The sequence below is a fragment of the Flagellimonas abyssi genome, from assembly GCF_019457905.1.
GTDB classification, from domain to species: domain Bacteria; phylum Bacteroidota; class Bacteroidia; order Flavobacteriales; family Flavobacteriaceae; genus Flagellimonas; species Flagellimonas abyssi.
This window is the reverse complement of sequence record NZ_JAHZSV010000019.1, coordinates 56008-74802: the sequence shown is the minus strand read 5'-3', so window position 1 is coordinate 74802 and position 18795 is coordinate 56008. Positions and strand designations below refer to the sequence as shown.

Sequence of the window (18795 nt, the reverse complement as noted above, 5' to 3'; positions counted from 1 at the left end):
AAAATGAAATTTATCCTTTCCATTTTAGCACTATTCACTGGGCTATTAATGACCGCCCAGACCAATACCTATGAAATTTCTTTTGACAATGCCGTCCACCACGAAGCGGTCGTCCAAGCTACTTTTCCCGATTTAACCTCTGATATTGTGGAGTTTCGAATGAGCAGAACGTCTCCTGGACGCTACGCGCTTCACGAATTTGCCAAGAACGTGTATGGTTTTGAAGCTACGGACAGTAAAGGAAACGTGTTGCCCGTTACCCGTCCCAACCCCTACGCTTGGAATGTGAGCGGACATGATGGCACCATCAATATCAAATATATTTTGTTTGCCAACCGAGGTGGCGGAACGTATTCTCAAGTGGATGAAACACATGCCCATTTGAACATTCCCGCAACTTTTATGTTTGCCCCTGAATTGAGCAAGCGTAAAATTGAAGTTACTTTTAATGTGCGTGGAGATTTGGATTGGAAAGTGGCCACGCAACTTCCAAAGGTTTCCGGTACTACCTATTCGGCGCCGAACCTTTATTATTTTATGGACAGCCCTACCGAAATCAGTAATTACATGCTTCGCTCTTTTGAAGTGGATGGAAAAACGATCAACCTTGCTTTGCACCACAACGGAACCGAAGCAGAAGCCGATGAATATTTTGAAAAGGTGAAAAAGGTAGTGCTTGCTGAAAAAGAGGTGTACGACGAACTTCCCGATTTTGATTATGGAAATTATACTTTCTTAGCCTGCTATATTCCCAATGCCTCCGGAGATGGCATGGAACATCGCAACTCTACCATATTGACGAGTACGCGTAGCTTGGCCGATGGAGGTATGGAACGTAATATCGGGACGGTATCCCATGAATTTTTCCATGCGTGGAACGTGGAACGTATCCGCCCGAAAACTCTGGAACCCTTTGATTTTGAAGAAGCCAATATGAGCGGAGCCCTTTGGTTTGCCGAAGGTTTTACCAGTTACTATACTGGCTTGATTTTATGTAGAGCTGGACTTTCCACCCCGAAAGACTACGTAGAGGGATTGGCAGGAACCTTCAATTATGTGTGGAACTCACCCGCAAGACAATATTTTAATCCAATTGAAATGAGTTTCCAGGCACCATTTGTGGACGCGGCTACCTCGGTGGACCCCGTTAACCGAGAAAATATGTTTATCTCTTACTATTCCTACGGAAGTGTTTTGGGTTTGGCCTTAGATCTGTCGCTTCGTGAAGAGGGATTGAACCTTGATGATTTTATGAAGCTCGTCTGGAAAAAATATGGTAAAACGGAAATCCCCTATACTATCGAAAATCTTCATGATGCCTTAAATGAATATGCTGGCAAATCTTATGGCGACAATTTTTTCAACAGTTACATCTACAAAAGCAATATGCCCGATTACAAAGCGCTAATGGATTCGGTAGGGGTTATCTTGGAACAACCCGAAGCAACCCCTTATTTTGGGGCCTATGTCTCCATGGCACCTGACAATTCTGGGTATATGATACGTAGAAATACCTCAATCGGCAGCCCGGCATACAAAGCTGGCCTGGACAATGGGGATATAGTTCTAGGTATAAACAATCAACCTATTACGGCAGGTCAATCTTTTGAAGATTATCTGGCTCAATTTAATTTAGGCGAACCTGTAGAGGTTAAATTTTCTAGATACGGAATTGAAAAGTCAACGGAAATGGTTCTGACACCTAGCCCAGATTACACGTTTAGTTTGATGGAGGATAAGGAAGCAAAACCATCCAAAAAGATGCTAGAGCAACGAAAAGAATGGCTTAAGGTGGAATAAATGGTCATTTACAAACAAGCGGACTCTTTGAAGGAACTGGAACAGATTCTAGAACTTCAGCAGCGAAATTTACCCAAAACCATAAGCGAAGACGAAAGCGCAAAAGAGGGTTTCGTGACCGTGGAACACACCCTGAACCTACTAAAATCCATGAACGATGTGTGTGGACACATCATTGCAGTGGATGATGGTCAAGTTGTGGGCTATGCCCTGTGCATGCATCCCCAATTTGCCAACGATATTGAGGTACTTCGCCCTATGTTCCAAGAAATCGATAAAACTATTAAAGGGCAGGTCAACTATATGGCCATGGGACAAATTTGCGTGGCCAAAAGCCATCGGGGGCAAGGTGTTTTCCGAAAATTGTATCAAACCATGCAAGAGAAACTGCCCGAGGGTTTTGATACCATTATCACTGAAGTGGATGGGAAAAACAAACGGTCTTTGGCGGCACATACGGCGATTGGGTTCCAAGAATTAAAGAGATACTATGCCTTGGATAAAGAGTGGGTCATTATCATTTTACAGTAAACATTATTGTTTTTCGATAATTAAACGTATATTTGTTATCGTTAAACGATAATTCTATGAAAAAATCAATTACCTATTTAAAGTACATCGTTAACTTTTTGCTAATTGCTCTAGCGCTGGACATTATATCAAAGGGATTAAAGTTTCCGTTGATTATTTTGTCCACCTTCGATTTGATACATGAAAACCCTACCACAGATTTCAGTAGTACTGACACTGTCCTACTGACTATCAATTTCATCTTGTTGATTTATATGGGCTGGTTACTTTTGAAGCTCAGAAAAACAGTTTATGGTTCTGAATCAAAATCACTCTTTTCAAAAGAAAATAAATCTATTTTTAAAAAAGTTGGTGTGGGTATCATATACTACTCCATCGCTATTTTTATAATCAGGGCACTGGAACTTTACTCTGATGAGATAGGAATTAACGATGATTCAAGCGCATACAGTTTTGGCTACAATTTAGGGTACCATTTAGGGGAGCTTATCGGGAGTAGAATACCTCTTCTGGTAATAGGGATATTTATTTTGATTTTAGCAGACCTCATTCAAGATGGCTACGAAATAAAACAAGAAAACGACCTTACTATCTAAACATGGCTATTTTAATCAACTTGGATGTCATACTTGCGAAACGTGAGATGAAAAGCAATGAACTCGCAGAGAAAATCGGTATTACAACAGCCAATTTATCCATACTGAAAACAGGAAAAGCCAAAGCAATTCGATTTTCAACTTTAGAGGCCATTTGTGAAGCCTTGGATTGTCAACCTGGCGACATATTGGAATACTCGGAAGAAAACTAAAAAAAGCCGCTCTATTGGAGCGGCTTTTTTATTGTGAATCGATTCTCATTTACCCTAGTCGGCCAAAACAATCACTTTGTTGTCTTTCATTTCGACCGTGCCACTTGAAATGTTCAAGATAGTTTCTCCATTGTTTCCTTTGGAAAATTTATCCGCAAAGGCTTCGTCAATGGTGATATTACCTTTCACTTTTACTTTTCCAGCCTGTAAAAGAGACACGATTGCTGCGTGGTTCTCCAGCATCTGGAATTCCCCATCCATTCCGGGTACGGTAACCGAGGTTACCTCGCCTGAGAATAAAGTAGCTTCGGGTGATACTATTTCTAAATACATGTTTCTTAGTATTGAGATGTGAGGTATAAGTATTGAGATATCTAAATACTCAATACTTATATCTCAATTCTTTGTTTTACGCTTCCGCCAACATTTTCTCTCCAGCCTCGATAGCCTCTTCGATAGTTCCTTTAAGGTTGAACGCAGATTCTGGCAGGTGATCCAATTCACCGTTCATGATCATGTTAAATCCTTTGATGGTTTCTTTAATATCAACCAATACCCCTGGAATACCCGTAAACTGCTCAGCTACGTGGAAAGGCTGAGACAAGAAACGTTGTACACGTCTTGCTCTACCTACTGCCAATTTATCTTCTTCAGAAAGTTCCTCCATACCCAAGATGGCGATAATATCCTGAAGCTCTTTATAACGTTGCAACAACTCTTTTACACGTTGTGCACAATCGTAGTGCTCTTTACCCAAAATATCCGGAGTCAAAATCCTCGAAGTGGAATCCAAAGGATCCACAGCAGGATAGATACCCAACTCGGCAATTTTACGAGAAAGTACGGTCGTTGCGTCCAAGTGGGCAAATGTTGTCGCTGGTGCAGGATCCGTTAAGTCATCCGCTGGAACGTAAACCGCCTGTACAGATGTAATGGAACCTCTTTTTGTTGATGTAATCCTTTCTTGCATGGCACCCATCTCTGTTGCTAATGTAGGTTGGTAACCTACCGCAGATGGCATACGACCTAAAAGTGCGGATACCTCAGAACCTGCTTGGGTGAAACGGAAAATGTTATCTACGAAGAAAAGAACGTCTTTTCCCTGACCTTCCCCTGATCCATCACGGAAGTACTCAGCAATGGTCAATCCAGACAATGCCACACGTGCACGTGCACCTGGTGGCTCGTTCATCTGTCCGAACACGAAGGTAGCTTTGGACTCCTTCATCGCTTTTTTATCTACTTTGGACAAATCCCATCCTCCTTCTTCCATGGAGTGCAAGAAATCGTCACCATATTTTATAATACCAGACTCCAACATCTCACGAAGCAAATCGTTTCCTTCACGGGTACGTTCCCCAACACCTGCAAACACGGACAAACCACCGTGACCTTTTGCGATGTTGTTGATCAACTCCTGGATCAATACGGTCTTACCTACCCCGGCACCACCGAACAATCCAATTTTACCACCCTTTGCGTAAGGCTCGATAAGGTCGATTACCTTGATACCTGTAAAAAGTACTTCGGTAGAAGTGGAAAGGTCCTCGAATTTAGGTGCTTCACGGTGAATTGGAAGCCCATTGTCTCCAGTTTTAGGAAGGTTTTCCATACCATCGATGGCATCTCCGATCACGTTGAATAGACGACCGTAAACATCTTCACCAATTGGCATTTGAATTGGAGCTCCTGTGGCAACTACCTCAACACCTCTACTCAAACCATCGGTAGAGTCCATTGAAATGGTTCTTACGGTATTCTCACCAATGTGCGATTGTACTTCCAAAACCAATTTTGAGCCATCAGCTTTTGCAATTTCAAGGGAGTCGTAAATTCTCGGGATCTCTACCCCTGAATCAAACTCAACATCAATAACCGGGCCTATAATTTGGGCAACCTTACCTGTAACTTTAGACATTAGTATGTTTATTTATAATTGAATACGCGGAAAATGACCGCTATTTTTTCGGCTGCAAAGATATGCTTTTACATTTTTATTCAGAAACCGATTTCAGCTTTTTTTTAAAGAAAAAAGGCGCTGGATTTCCCAACGCCTTTAGTTCTGCTTGTTTCCTGTCAATTAAGGATTTATGGTCCAAGACAAATAGTAAATGGAACCTATGAATCCTGTACCGATGGCAGTGTAGTACTCATCACCCAACAGGTTAGATCCTCCCAGTTTGAAAATAGACTTGATGGATGGTACGGAGTAATTGACCTGAGCATCCAAAACGGTATATGCCGGAATATCTCCATCTGCGAAGGAAGCTTCCCAATAGTAGCTGTCGCTCCATCTGTAGTTCACGTTAAAACCAAAGCTCTTAAATAGCGCCGCATTACCAAAGGATGCTTTTACCTTATGCTTTGGTGTGTTAAAGTTGGTTCTAAGGTCAGGGTATCTTCCTTCATCAATATCCAATTCGGCAAAGGTATAGTTCACTCCTAAATCAAAATTTCCAAGTTTTGTATCCACTCCAAGAGTAGCTCCGTAGGAATTGATATCCGCTTCTGAGTTGGTATAGGTTTGATAAACTTGAAAATCCCCATTCTGTAGGGCTAACAACGAAAGACCACCATCTCCTGCTTCACCGTAGAAAGGAACAGCCGTGGTTGTATTGGCCAAAAAGTTGGAGTAACTGTTATAATATCCACTCAAATCGATAGTGAATTTACCCACTTGACCTCTATATCCAGCCTCAAAAGCTGTAATTTCTTCAGGTTGAACCAATGGCGTGTTGACCGCTTCCGGTGCTCCTGCCTGTAAGGAAGCTGTTGAGTATGCATTCTCGTAAGCATCCCTACCTACAAGTTGTACCGTGGACTGACCAATAAGGGCCTGACCAGATGCACTTACCTCAAAAGTACGTACATCCCTATCCAGGTTGGCCGGTGCGGACCCTACCAAGATAGCGCGTCCAGCATTTAAACCGATGAACAAATCCTGGGTAGTCGGGTTTCTAAAACCTTGTTGCACGGAAACCCTTAGGTTATGATTCCTTTCCTCGCCCAAAGTATACGCGAACGAAACTCTTGGTGAAAGGAACCCATCAAAAAATTCGTTTTTATCGTAACGGGCAGAACCGGTAAACTTTAAACGGTCATCCAAAAACTTTTTCTGTACTTGAAGGTAGGCACCGTATTCGTTGTATTTGATAGGACCGTCAATATCCGTAAAAATGGTTCCTTGGGAATTCAATTCATATTCCCTGAACGATCCACCGATTTGTATATCTGCCCAGTCATCAATCAAGTGGGCAATGTTATAATTACCGTTTACGTGACGGAACTTGGTTTTATCAATAAATTTGGCTCCTGTTGTTAAATCCCCATTGTTGATCACACTGTTAAACGCACTTTCAAACGCTGGGGTTCCAGGAATTAACCGTCCTTGGTCAGCTGCTTGTCTACCTGCTATATGTGCTTGGGCAGAGGCCTCCTCCGGGGTCAATCCCGCTCCTTGAATACCTCCTAAATATGTGGGGATATAGGCCCCAGCATAATCCGTAAACCATTGGGTATCCGATTTCCATGCCCTGTTTACGTTGATGCCTGCGAAACGGGTATCGTAAGCGTCTCCTGAATTTTCGGAAACGATATAACCTCTAATAAAGAAATTGTCGTTTTTGATTTCCAGTCTATGCTGCTGCATCGTAAATCCTGCTACGGCATAGCGGTTGGCTCCTTGATAAATAGTGGTACCTCTACCTATTCTACTGTTCAGAATCACTTCCAAATCATTGGCAAAAGGTCTGTAGTGCAATGCAAAATCAGCTTTAACACTTTCAGCGTTGTAATTGGCTAAATCGGCTTCATCATAACCTGTCCTTGAAATTGTGGCCGAGCCTACGGTTCCAGATGGGAATCCTGCTGCAGCATCGAAGTCCAATGTTGTGGAAACCTCATCCCCATACACATTCAATCCATCGTAAGCCGGATTGGAGCGGTCGGCTCCTGGATTGTTCAAATCCACTCGGCTGTTGGCATGCCAATCTTCACCATTTAAAACGGAAAGGTTGGCCTTTACAGCCACTTTATCACTAAAGGCGTGGGCCGCGCGTACACCAAAATCTTTATAGAAATTGCTCCCGGCAGCATCTTGGGTGGTTACACCTCCTTTGGCATATGCACTTATCCCTTGAAAATCGAATGGGTTTTTACTAGTCATGAAAAGAATACCGTTAAACGCGCCTGCACCATATAAGGCAGAAGACGCTCCCGGCAATATCTCTACGCTCTGTACATCCAGTTCGGACATCCCCACAAGGTTACCCAATACAAAGTTAAGACCAGGCGCGGTATTGTCCATACCATCTACCAATTGCAGGAACCTATTGTTGGCAAATGTGGCAAAACCTCTAGTGTTTATGGATTGGAAAGTTAAACTGTTTGTGTTTATATCCACTCCCTTCAAATTTTGAAGCCCCCCATAAAAGGATTCTGCAGTGGTATTCTTGATTTCCTTGAGTCCAAAACGCTCCACCGATACGGGAGATTCAAAGATACGTTCGGGCGTTCGCGATGCAGAAATTACGATTTCGTCGAGCATCGTATTGGCCTCAGAAAGCGTTATGGTAAGCGTTTGATTGTTCGACGTAACATTTGCTGTAAAATCCGAGAAGCCAATACTTGAAAATTGGAGTCGAAATGGAGGGACTGCATCCGTATTAAAGGTAAAATTTCCATCAAAGTCCGTAGTGGTTCCTTCTGCCTTCCCTACCAAAACCACGTTGGCTCCCGGTATGGGCTCATTGTTTTCATCAACTACCTTTCCCTGTACCGTGGTTTGACCATAGGACGCCAAACCCAACAACATTAGGGAAACAAACATAAGTTTTTTCATTTGCTATGGATTAGAGTTAATTTAGTTTTTGTGCATGTTAAGTATCAATCGGGAAGATACATTTTTTTTTATTCCGATTATACAAATTTGAAAAAAATTATGCATGCATAATACTTTTTTGACAAAAAATCCTGTTCAAATATACGTTTTCAACAAAAAAGGCGCTGTTTCCAGCACCTTTTCAATCCAAAAGATATGTTTTTTTAGGTATTATTCGACAGTCACCGATTTTGCCAAGTTTCTTGGCTGGTCCACATTGCACCCCCTCATTACCGCTATGTGGTATGATAGTAATTGCAGTGGTATGGTGGTCAGTAGCGGCGACAAACTTTCCGAAGTCTCTGGGACTTCGATTACGTGGTCTGCCAATTCTTTTACAGTTTGATCGCCTTCTGTAACAATAGCAATAATCTTACCTTTTCTAGATTTGATTTCTTGAATGTTACTGACAACTTTTTCGTAGTGTCCTTTCTTTGTGGCAATAACCACAACGGGCATTTGCTCATCGATAAGAGCGATTGGACCATGCTTCATTTCTGCCGCAGGATACCCTTCGGCGTGGATATAGCTAATTTCCTTCAACTTTAAAGCTCCTTCAAGTGCAACAGGGAAATTATATCCTCTACCCAAATACAAACAGTTCGATGAATCTTTATAGGTTGCGGATATTTCCTCCACCAAGGGATTGGACAAAAGTGCCTTTTCAACTTTTGCCGGAATAGCCTCAAGTTCCGCCAAATATTCGTGGTATTTGGATTGAGATAATGTTCCCTTTTCTTGCGCCAATTTCAAGGCAATCAAGGTCAATACGGTAATCTGAGTAGTAAATGCCTTTGTGGAAGCTACGCCAATTTCGGGTCCTGCATGGGTGTAGGCTCCTGCATGGGTCTCCCTTGCTATGGATGAGCCCACCACATTACAGACTCCAAAAACAAACGCTCCTTTTTCCTTGGCCAATTTAATCGCTGCCAATGTATCGGCAGTTTCACCGGATTGGGAAATGGCTATCAAGACATCCTTTTCGGTTATCACTGGGTTACGGTACCTGAACTCCGAGGCATATTCTACCTCTACTGGTATCCGTGCCATGTCCTCAAAAATATACTCGGCAACCAAACCTGCATGCCAAGAGGTACCACAAGCAACTATTATAATCCTATTGGCATTTAGGAATTTTTCCAAATTTTGGTCTATCCCTGCCATTTTAACGATTCCCTTGTCTGCCAAAAGACGTCCTCTGTACGTATCTTGTATGGCCTTGGGCTGCTCGTAGATTTCCTTGAGCATAAAGTGGTCGTAACCGCCCTTTTCTATCTCTTCTAAATTAAGTTGAAGTTCCAAAATGTTCGGATAGGCGATGGCATCGTCCTTGATCTTACGCATTTTGATTTCCTTGCCTATCCTTATAATGGCCATCTCCTCATCTTCGAGATAAACGGCATTGTTGGTAAACTCTATAAATGGAGAAGCATCAGAGGCAATAAAATATTCATTTTCCCCGATTCCGATCGCGAGTGGGCTACCCAATTTGGCAACTACGATTTCATCCGGTTTATTTTTATCAAAAACTGCAATGGCATATGCCCCGACCACTTGGTTCAATGCAATTTGTACGGCTTTTCCAAGTTTTACCCCTTCTTTGTTCTTAACTTCCTCTATCAAGTTGACAAGCACCTCGGTATCGGTATCCGACTCAAAAGTGTATCCTCTTTTTTTCAATGCTTGCTTTATGGATTCATAATTTTCGATGATTCCATTGTGAATAATCACCAAGTCACCTGAATTTGAGTAATGCGGGTGGGAGTTTACATCGTTTGGCACACCATGTGTTGCCCATCTTGTATGGCCAAGCCCCAATTTCCCACTGGTAGGGATAGTGGCTTCGGCCTTGGTTTTTAAATCCTCGACCTTGCCTTTTGTTTTGGCCAAATGAATGTTTTTTCCATCGAACAAGGTCACCCCTGCACTATCGTACCCTCTATATTCGAGTCTTTGCAAGCCTTTAATGATGACCGGATAGGCGTCTCTATGCCCGATATAACCAACTATTCCACACATAAGATTTTTTTTAAGTTAATAACCATTGGGGGTTAGTCATCAAAATTAAAAGGTTTGATTTAAATTATTTGGTTATGATGGCTTAAAACGATGAACGCCCAAAAAACCACGATAAATCAATCCCAATTAGTTGGCCTGGGTGTAGAAGATTTCCAATTTTAGTTTTTTATCCTCAAACTCGTTGGACACATTGCTTCCGTAAAGAACAGTGCCCAAAGGACTAACCGTTCCGGCAATGGGATAATCGACTCCTTGCATGTCAGTGCCAATCGCTTCCCGAAGTCCAAGCAAAGCCATATTAGGCGTTAATGTCAACCCTAATCTTGCATTCGTGGAGTCACGAACTATAATATTGTTGATATGCTCTGTAATGCGTATTTTATATTTTACTCCCCTATTATTTTCTTGCTCCAATATACCACCATGATTCAGATAATATTGTAACGGGTTTGTTCCTCCATTTATATCAGGATCTTCGTTCGAAGCATCGAAAATGGGTCTGTTTGTTTCTGCATTGTAAATGTAAAGCCTTGGTGGTTCGACTACCGAAGCATCTACAGCCTCTTGATCTACATAGAATACAAGATTGGCCTCGTTGATTATCCAACTGTTCTGTTTAATCTGATTGATTATATCTTCCCCACCGTTGATTACCTCGTCAAACAAACGTACCTCTGTAACGGCAGCACCTCCCTTTACATAAATTCTAGAAGCGTTTTCTCCATTGTCCATTGCGCTTACCACCTCTGGGGGCAACATTTCATTCTCAAAAACATTTACTGCATTACCGGTAACCCCTGTTTGTTGAGAACTAATCAAAAAGTTCAAGACGAAGTCTTTTTCCGCCGTAACGGTCTCTTCGGCCTCGGCATCATAGTCATCGTAGGTATAGGTTATGGTAATGTTTGCGCGGGTGAGATCCAACAAAAACATTAATTCTTCCATATCTGTTCCCGTCAAATGCACTCCCCGAAGGAAATTTTTAAAGTTTGAATTGTTCAACAGCTCAGACTGACCTTCTTTATCCAAGATATTCTGTTGGAAAAAATCGGGATTCAAAGGAATATAAATCCCCGGAGGTATTCTATCATCTACAACAGTTTTCGATTCGTCCACATCGGTATCGGGATCATCCTCAGCCATTACAACTGTCTCAATATCATCAATTATCACGGTGTTTTTACCTGTAATGGTAAGCTCTTCGCCGATAAAGCTGGAGAAATCCTGGTTGGAGTAATATTCTTGTGCCTGCTGAAAGTTTGAATTGGGGTCCAAATCCCTAAGAAAGTAGTTAGACCTTGAGACTACGATGTCAAATGTTTGGTTTCTGTCTCCGTAAATACTATCCAAATCAAATCTGTTGGGATATACATTGGGCGTAAAATTGTCTCCGGTTCCATCTTCATCGGGATTATACGGATCAGAACCGATTATTCTTTCTTGATTGTCGCTAACCCCATCACCATCCCAATCAGAGTTTGGGTCATCGGCATCGTCACCATTCTCAAGGTCATCGGGAACTCCGTCACCATCCCTATCAGGTGAGGGGGCCGTTAAAAAAGGAATGTTTAAATATACCTCGGTTACGGTCTCATTCTCTTGGTCGTTATCGGGGTCATCCTCACTAGCTTGTGACAAATCCCCAAATGTTGGTGAACCTGTGGTCAATTGAAGTTGTGAAATAATGCTCGCCTTTCTTTGACCATATATAGGGTCGTTGAAGGTACCAAGTTGATATACGGGCAGCCTATTGGTCTGAACAGCGGTTATGCCCTTGTTGTAGGCAAACACGTCATACTCAACTTTACCTGTTGTAAAAGGCTCACCATCAATAACGCCTTCACCTATGGTATCCAACTCCTCTTCACAAGAGACAATTAGTAAAAACAAAGTTCCAAACAGTGCCGAAACCTTGAAAATATTGGAAAATCTCATTCAATCTATTTTAAAACCTCTGTATTGTAGAAATTCGTGTATGCCTCTTCCGCTTCTTGAAGTGGAACGTATGGCAAAACTGGTACGGAAAGATTGTCAATATGGCTTTTTAGGTCATCGGACAAATCATCCGCGGCTAAAATAACGGCATCGGAATGATCTACGGCAACCTTTAACAAATTATTATACTCGGGCTTGGACAGTACCGAAACCTCCTCTTTGTCAATACCATCAAAAGCAATTTTATCGATCATTGTAGCATCCAGCTCTCCTTCAAAATCTTTACCATAGACAGAAGTAACTATCCTACTTTCGGAGAACAATGGCTCATCTGCATAATACTTTCTTAGGTAAAGAGGCACCATGGAAGCCATCCAGCCATGCACATGGATAATATCCGGGGACCAGTTCAATTTTTTCACTGTCTCCACAACTCCCTTAGCAAAGAAAATGGCGCGTTCGTCATTATCAGGGAACAAATTCCCGTCAGAATCGGTAAAAGTGGCCTTTCTTTTAAAATATTCATCATTATCTATAAAGTAGACTTGTATCCTTTCCTTAGGTATGGAAGCTACCTTTATGATCAAGGGCATATCCATATCATTGATCACCAGGTTCATCCCCGATAAACGTATGACCTCATGTAATTGATGCCTCCTTTCGTTGATGTTTCCGTACCTTGGCATAAAAATGCGGATCTGGCCACCATTGCTGTTAACCATTCTTGGTGCTTCATACGACATTAAGGAAACAGGATTCTCTGGGAGGTAGGGAACTAATTCAGAAGATACAAACAATACCTTTTTACCATTCATAAACGCTTTCTTTTGTTTATCCGAAAAACATAGCTGCAAAAGTACAAAAATTATGCTGATTAGCTGTATTTATAGTATTTTTGCACCCTTTTGTACCTGTATATGAAGATATTCGACCTTAAAAAAGAACTGAACGCCTTTACCAACGAGCTGCGGAAAAAAGACCGCACCATTGGTCTTGTACCCACCATGGGCGCGCTTCACACGGGTCATATCTCCTTGGTAAAAAAAGCGCTTTCGGAAAATGATCTGGTCGTTGTCAGTATTTTTGTAAACCCCACCCAGTTCGATAAAAAAGATGATCTAGATAAATACCCAAGAACATTCGAGAAAGATATTGAGCTTTTAAGACAGGTTTCGGACCATATTGTTGTATTTGCCCCGACCGTGGATGAAATTTACGGAGGGGACGTCACTTCCGAATCCTACGAGTTTGATGGGTTGGACAAGGTAATGGAAGGGGAGTTCCGAACAGGACATTTTGATGGAGTTGGTACCATTGTTGAGCTTTTGCTCAGGACCGTAGCCCCCGACAAAGCTTATTTTGGTGAAAAAGATTTTCAGCAGTTGCAGATTATCCGAAAAATGGCAGAAATAAAAAAATTGCCCTTTCAAATTATAGGTTGTCCTATTGAACGGGAACCACACGGTCTCGCCATGAGCTCCCGCAATGAAAGACTATCAAAAAACACTCGTGAACAGGCCGGTTTTATTCACACCACACTGCAAACTGCCCAAGCCGATTTTGGCACGAAAAGTGTACTAAGTATTGCAGATTGGGTAAAGTCAGAATTTGAACAACACCCTTTGTTTGACCTCGAATATTTTGAAATCGCTGACGAGAACACATTGACCCCAGCTTTAAAAATTCAGGACAACCAAAAATATAGGGCATTTATCGCCGTTTATGCAGACGGTGTTCGCTTAATTGATAATCTAAGATTGAATTGATAATTTTGCACCATGCAAGTAGAAGTCGTAAAATCGAAAATACACCGAGTAAAAGTTACCGGGGCAGACCTTAACTATATAGGTAGCATCACCATAGACGAAGATCTTATGGATGCAGCCAACATTATTAGGGGCGAAAAAGTGCAGATCGTGAACAATAACAATGGTGAACGATTGGAAACTTATGCCATCCCAGGACCTAGAAACTCCGGAGAACTAACATTGAACGGTGCCGCAGCCAGAAAAGTGGCCGTTGGAGACGTATTGATCCTAATTACCTACGCGTGGATGGATATTGAAGAGGCAAAAGCATTTAACCCAGCATTGGTGTTCCCTAACGAGGAAACCAATCTACTCCAATAAATTTTGGGCCAATCCCTCAAAAAATTTCTTAAGATATTAGTGCCCATCGCCTTTGGGCTGTTTTTGGTTTGGTACTCCTACAACTCCACCACCCCAGAAGAACGAAAACAAATCATCCACTATATTTCCAATGCCAGCCCATTATGGGTCACGATTTCCATTTTAATTGGAATATTGAGCCATATTTCAAGGGCCATTCGTTGGAAATACCTCTTGGAACCTTTGGGATACCGCCCCAAGACCGTTAACACCATATTTATTGTTCTTATATCCTATTTTGCCAACTTGGGAATACCCCGATCAGGTGAAATATTGAGGGCCACTGCACTCACCACCTATGAAAAGGTCCCTTTTGAAAAAGGATTTGGAACCATTGTCACTGAAAGGGTGATAGACCTTTTGATGCTTCTGGCCATCATCACGATTACCTTGGTGCTTCAAACCGATTTTATTCTAGGTTTTCTGGAAGAAAGAGGTGTGAATATCATAGGTGCCATCGGCATATTACTCGTTGGTATTGTCGGACTCTTTTTGGGGTCGTACATCATCCGAAAATCCAAATCACCTTTGGCCATCAAACTCAAAGGATTTCTGAATGGTTTACAGGACGGCGTACTCAGCCTCTTCAAAATGAAGAACAAGTGGCCATTTATCTTCCACACTTTGTTTATCTGGGCCGCCTATTTTGGTATGTTCTGGGTCATAAAATACACCGTGGAAGAAACCATTCCCTTATCCCTTGGCGAATTGTTGGTCGCCTTTGTGGCCGGAGCCTTCGCCATGTCCACAACCAATGGCGGAATAGGTCTTTATCCTATTGCAGTAAGTGCTGCACTGGGCATTTATGGCATCAGCTCCGTTTCCGGGGACGCTTTTGGGTGGATCATGTGGATCGCCCAGACGTTTATGGTCGTAGTTTTTGGTACAATATCCTTCCTAGTATTACCGTTATTGAATAGAAATCGGTAAGCCCCGACCGCCTAAATCTTAACCTAATGAAAAAATGTCTATTTCTACTGATAGGCTTTACTTGCTTGAACCTGAGCGCTCAAGTAAAAAAGGAAATCTTTGAATCCTTTAAACTGCAGGAACGCCGGGATGTTTCCTACTATTTTCCTGAAGACTATTCCGATGAAAAAACATATCCATTGATAGTTGTGTTGGACGCGGAATATTTGTTCGACCTTGTTGTGGCCAATGTAAAATTCCAAAGCAAGTTCGACCGCATGCCCGAAGCTATTGTAGTGGGCGTTGATCAACTAAAAAACGATTTGCGCTGGGAAGATTGTGACTATGACGAAGTATCCGGGCTACCCACCGAAAAAGGTAAAATGTTCTACGAATTTTTGGGAACCGAACTTATTCCCTACTTAGCCACCACTTACAACATTGCACCTTTCAAAATGTTTGTCGGGTACGATATTACAGCCAATTTTGGCAACTACTTTTTGTTCAAGGACCAATCCTTCTTTAACTCCTATATCAGCATTTCGCCTGTACTTGCCACCGAAATGGAAAGCAGGGTTCCCGCTCGTTTATCCGAGCTGGACCAAACCATTTTTTATAATTTGATTGTGGAAAAACAACCTACTGACGATAGACAACGTATCCTCCAAATGAACGCAAGCATCAAATCCATAACCAAAGAATCCCTGCATTACTTTTTTGATGAATATGAAAATGCAGACCACACCTCCATTGCAGCCTATGGCATAAGCAAAGCATTTGACAATGTATTCAGTATATACAGACCAATTACCCCTGCCGAATACAAATCCGATATATTGACATCGGAAGAACCAGTTTACAATTATTTAGAGAATCGTTACGAAACCATTGAAAATCTGTTCGGTTTTGAAAAGCCGGTAGAGCTTAATGATATCATGGCCATTTATGCCGCCTGTCTGAAAAAACAGGACTATGAATCCCTAAAACCATTGGCAGAACTCTGCAAAAAACAATTCCCCGAAACCATGATGGGATTTTACTTTGAAGCAGAATATTACGAGTTTATCGGAGAACCCAAAAAAGCGTTCAAAACCTTTGAAAAAGCCTTCCAATTGGCAGAAATCGACTTTTTGACCAAGGATTTGGCCCTCGAAAAAATTGATGCGCTCAAGGCAGATTTCGGATACTAGAACCTTGGATTGTTGGATTGATTCCATGTTTGGATTGACTTGACTAAAATCTATCGGTCCAAAAATCCAACAATCTAAAAAACCATGCAATCCACCATCTAAATCCATATCTTTAGGCCCCTCATTTAGTTTGAATGGCCAAGACCAAAACAGCATTTTTTTGTCAAAACTGTGGAACCCAATTCCCCAAGTGGATAGGGCAATGTTCCTCCTGCAAGGAATGGAATACCATTGTGGAAGAAGTCGTCCAAAAAGAGGATAAAAAAAGTTGGAAAACCGATAAGGTTGCAAAACAAGCCAACAAACCACTACGTGTTTCCGAGATTACCCAAGAAAAGGAACTCCGATTGGACACCATCGACCAAGAATTCAATCGGGTACTGGGCGGTGGGCTGGTGCCAGGGTCATTGACCTTGTTGGGCGGAGAACCAGGCATCGGAAAAAGTACGCTGTTGCTCCAGATTGCTTTGAAATTGCCCTATAAAATCCTGTATGTATCAGGAGAGGAAAGTCAACGGCAGATTAAAATGCGTGCGGACCGTATTCAACCCAACAGCGAAAACTGTTACATCCTAACCGAGACAAAAACACAAAATATTTTTCAGCAGGTTTCGACCATTGAGCCCGATTTGGTGGTCATTGACTCTATTCAGACCCTTCACACCGATTATATCGAATCAGCTGCCGGTAGCATTTCCCAAATTCGCGAATGCGCGGCGGAACTCATCAAATTTGCAAAAGAAAGTCACACACCTGTAATTCTGGTGGGACACATCACTAAAGATGGCACCATTGCTGGCCCCAAGATTTTGGAGCATATGGTGGACACCGTTCTTCAATTTGAAGGAGATCGCAACTATGTGTATCGTATTCTACGTTCTCTCAAAAACCGATTTGGTTCCACTGCTGAACTGGGCATTTACGAAATGCAGGGAAGCGGGCTTCGCGAGGTGAACAACCCCTCCGAAGTACTGATTTCCAAAAACGATGAGGACCTCAGCGGTACCGCGATTGCAGCCACCGTAGAAGGTATGCGTCCTTTGTTGATTGAGATTCAAGCTTTGGTAAGCACCGCCGTTTACGGCACGCCACAGCGTTCCGCCACAGGATTCAATGCCAAAAGATTGAACATGCTCTTGGCCGTTCTGGAAAAACGCGCAGGTTTCAAGTTGGGTGCCAAGGATGTCTTCCTAAACATCACCGGCGGGATTTCCGTGGATGACCCCGCCATTGATTTGGCGGTTATGGCGGCCATTCTATCCAGCAACTCGGATATTGCCATAGAAAAAGGCATTTGTTTTGCCGCAGAAGTCGGCCTGGCAGGAGAAATCAGGCCTGTGCAACGTGTGGACCAACGTATCCTCGAAGCCGAAAAACTGGGCTTCTCCAAAATCTTCGTCTCCAAAAACAACAAAATCGGGTTAAAACAGTCTGGCATCCAGATTCAGAAGGTCTCCAAGATTGAAGATGTTGTAGCCCTTCTATTCGGATAATTGTTCTTTAAGGAGCTGGATTGGGTATGGCATTGTGGATTTCCTCAATACCTTCCAAAACTTCATCGGAAAGGTCTACATCTATACTTCCAATATTTTCCTTGAGTTGCTCCATACTGGTCGCCCCGATGATATTACTGGTCAAAAAAGGACGGGTATTCACAAAGGCCAAGGCCATTTGTGCCATGCTCAAACCATGCTCTTTTGCCAATTGGGCGTACTGTTCGGTTGCTGCCACGGCGTTATCGTTGCTATACCGATTATAATTTGGGAACAAGGTCACCCTGGCCTTTCTCGGGGGAATCTCGGTAAGATATTTTCCACTCAATGTTCCGAATCCAAGGGGAGAATACGCCAAAAGCCCAATCTGTTCCCGCATGGAAATTTCGGAAAGTCCTACCTCGAACAAACGGTTCAAGAGGTTATATGGATTTTGAATGGTCATCATTCTGGGCAAAGATTGATGGACCTTACTTTCTTCAAGATAACGCATGGTTCCCCAAGGGGTCTCATTGGACAGTCCTACATGACGGATTTTGCCTTCGGCAATTAAATCGCGGAGTGTTTCCAAAACTTGGTGGATATTATCATCCCAAACATCGACCGCATGGGCATTGTATCCCCGCTGTCCAAAATAATTCGTGTTCCGCTCCGGCCAATGTAGCTGGTATAGATCAATATAATCCGTTTGCAAGCGCTTTAAACTGCCCTCAACCGCACTGATAATGGATTCCTTGCTAAAACCTGTACTGCGTATATGGTTTGCAGCATGTCCTGGTCCAGCAATTTTGGATGCCAACACTACTTTATCCCTGTTTCCTGTTTTTTTGAACCAGTTCCCGATAAGTTCCTCGGTTACCGCATACAGCTCCTTTTTTGCGGGAACTGGATAGAGTTCTGCGGTATCGAAAAAATTCACTCCTTCATCCAAGGCATAATCCATCTGTTCGTGAGCATCATCTTCATTGTTCTGACGTCCCCAGGTCATGGTGCCCAAGCAAATCTTGGATATGCGGATATCGGTATGCGGAATTCTGGTATATTTCATTTTTTACAAGTTTAG

General features: G+C 42.4%; 16 protein-coding genes. 9 read left to right on the top strand and 7 right to left on the bottom strand.

Annotated elements, in window-relative coordinates:
* The first annotated feature begins 3 nt into the window (after positions 1–3).
* The 4 genes from K1F36_RS13400 to K1F36_RS13385 are packed head-to-tail and all read left to right on the top strand — an operon-like array spanning position 4 to position 3139.
* Positions 4–1800: a M61 family metallopeptidase gene (locus K1F36_RS13400; RefSeq protein WP_220114281.1), complete on the top strand. Its 1797-nt coding sequence runs from the start codon at positions 4–6 to the stop codon at positions 1798–1800.
* Positions 1801–2331, top strand: coding sequence for a GNAT family N-acetyltransferase (locus K1F36_RS13395; protein ID WP_220114280.1), 531 nt, complete (start codon positions 1801–1803; stop codon positions 2329–2331). It abuts the gene before it with no gap.
* A 56-nt stretch (positions 2332–2387) separates the two neighbouring features.
* Entirely contained in the window at positions 2388–2927 is a 540-nt protein-coding gene (locus tag K1F36_RS13390) for a DUF2975 domain-containing protein (RefSeq protein WP_220114279.1), read from the top strand.
* 2 nt (positions 2928–2929) lie between these two features.
* The gene (locus tag K1F36_RS13385) at positions 2930–3139 is read left to right on the top strand and encodes a helix-turn-helix domain-containing protein (RefSeq protein WP_220114278.1); all 210 of its coding nucleotides are present in this window, start codon (positions 2930–2932) and stop codon (positions 3137–3139) included.
* 54 nt (positions 3140–3193) lie between these two features.
* Here K1F36_RS13385 and K1F36_RS13380 read toward each other — a convergent pair whose 3' ends face one another.
* The 6 genes from K1F36_RS13380 to K1F36_RS13355 all read right to left on the bottom strand — a co-directional run bounded on the left by K1F36_RS13380 (position 3194) and on the right by K1F36_RS13355 (position 12787).
* Complete coding sequence (locus tag K1F36_RS13380) at positions 3194–3472, bottom strand: F0F1 ATP synthase subunit delta/epsilon (RefSeq protein ID WP_220114277.1); 279 nt, start codon at positions 3470–3472, stop codon at positions 3194–3196.
* A 76-nt stretch (positions 3473–3548) separates the two neighbouring features.
* Positions 3549–5057, bottom strand: coding sequence for a F0F1 ATP synthase subunit beta (gene atpD, locus K1F36_RS13375; RefSeq protein WP_220114276.1), 1509 nt, complete (start codon positions 5055–5057; stop codon positions 3549–3551).
* A gap of 162 nt (positions 5058–5219) precedes the next feature.
* Positions 5220–7979 carry a TonB-dependent receptor gene (locus tag K1F36_RS13370; protein ID WP_220114275.1) on the bottom strand — a complete coding sequence of 920 codons (2760 nt, stop codon included), beginning with the start codon at positions 7977–7979 and terminating at the stop codon, positions 5220–5222.
* A gap of 210 nt (positions 7980–8189) precedes the next feature.
* A complete protein-coding gene (gene glmS, locus K1F36_RS13365; RefSeq protein ID WP_220114274.1) occupies positions 8190–10037 on the bottom strand; it encodes a glutamine--fructose-6-phosphate transaminase (isomerizing) in 1848 nt (615 codons plus the stop codon).
* A gap of 126 nt (positions 10038–10163) precedes the next feature.
* Positions 10164–11972 (bottom strand): DUF4270 domain-containing protein, encoded by a 1809-nt coding sequence (locus K1F36_RS13360; RefSeq protein ID WP_220114273.1) that lies wholly within the window; start codon positions 11970–11972, stop codon positions 10164–10166.
* A 5-nt stretch (positions 11973–11977) separates the two neighbouring features.
* The gene (locus tag K1F36_RS13355; RefSeq protein ID WP_220114272.1) at positions 11978–12787 is read right to left on the bottom strand and encodes a glycogen/starch synthase; all 810 of its coding nucleotides are present in this window, start codon (positions 12785–12787) and stop codon (positions 11978–11980) included.
* Positions 12788–12889: 102 nt separating this feature from the next.
* Between K1F36_RS13355 and panC the strand changes: the two genes are divergently transcribed.
* From panC to radA, 5 genes are all read left to right on the top strand, one after another.
* A complete protein-coding gene (gene panC, locus K1F36_RS13350; protein ID WP_220114271.1) occupies positions 12890–13738 on the top strand; it encodes a pantoate--beta-alanine ligase in 849 nt (282 codons plus the stop codon).
* 12 nt (positions 13739–13750) lie between these two features.
* A complete protein-coding gene (panD, locus tag K1F36_RS13345) occupies positions 13751–14101 on the top strand; it encodes an aspartate 1-decarboxylase (RefSeq protein ID WP_220114270.1) in 351 nt (116 codons plus the stop codon).
* A 3-nt stretch (positions 14102–14104) separates the two neighbouring features.
* Positions 14105–15070, top strand: coding sequence for a lysylphosphatidylglycerol synthase transmembrane domain-containing protein (locus K1F36_RS13340; RefSeq protein WP_220114269.1), 966 nt, complete (start codon positions 14105–14107; stop codon positions 15068–15070).
* Between the two features lie 26 nt (positions 15071–15096).
* Positions 15097–16239: an alpha/beta hydrolase gene (locus tag K1F36_RS13335; protein WP_220114268.1), complete on the top strand. Its 1143-nt coding sequence runs from the start codon at positions 15097–15099 to the stop codon at positions 16237–16239.
* A gap of 134 nt (positions 16240–16373) precedes the next feature.
* The gene (radA, locus tag K1F36_RS13330) at positions 16374–17732 is read left to right on the top strand and encodes a DNA repair protein RadA (RefSeq protein WP_220114267.1); all 1359 of its coding nucleotides are present in this window, start codon (positions 16374–16376) and stop codon (positions 17730–17732) included.
* Positions 17733–17739: 7 nt separating this feature from the next.
* Here radA and K1F36_RS13325 read toward each other — a convergent pair whose 3' ends face one another.
* On the bottom strand, positions 17740–18780 hold the full coding sequence (locus K1F36_RS13325; RefSeq protein ID WP_220114266.1) for an NADP(H)-dependent aldo-keto reductase: 1041 nt from the start codon (positions 18778–18780) through the stop codon (positions 17740–17742).
* Positions 18781–18795 lie beyond the last annotated feature (15 nt).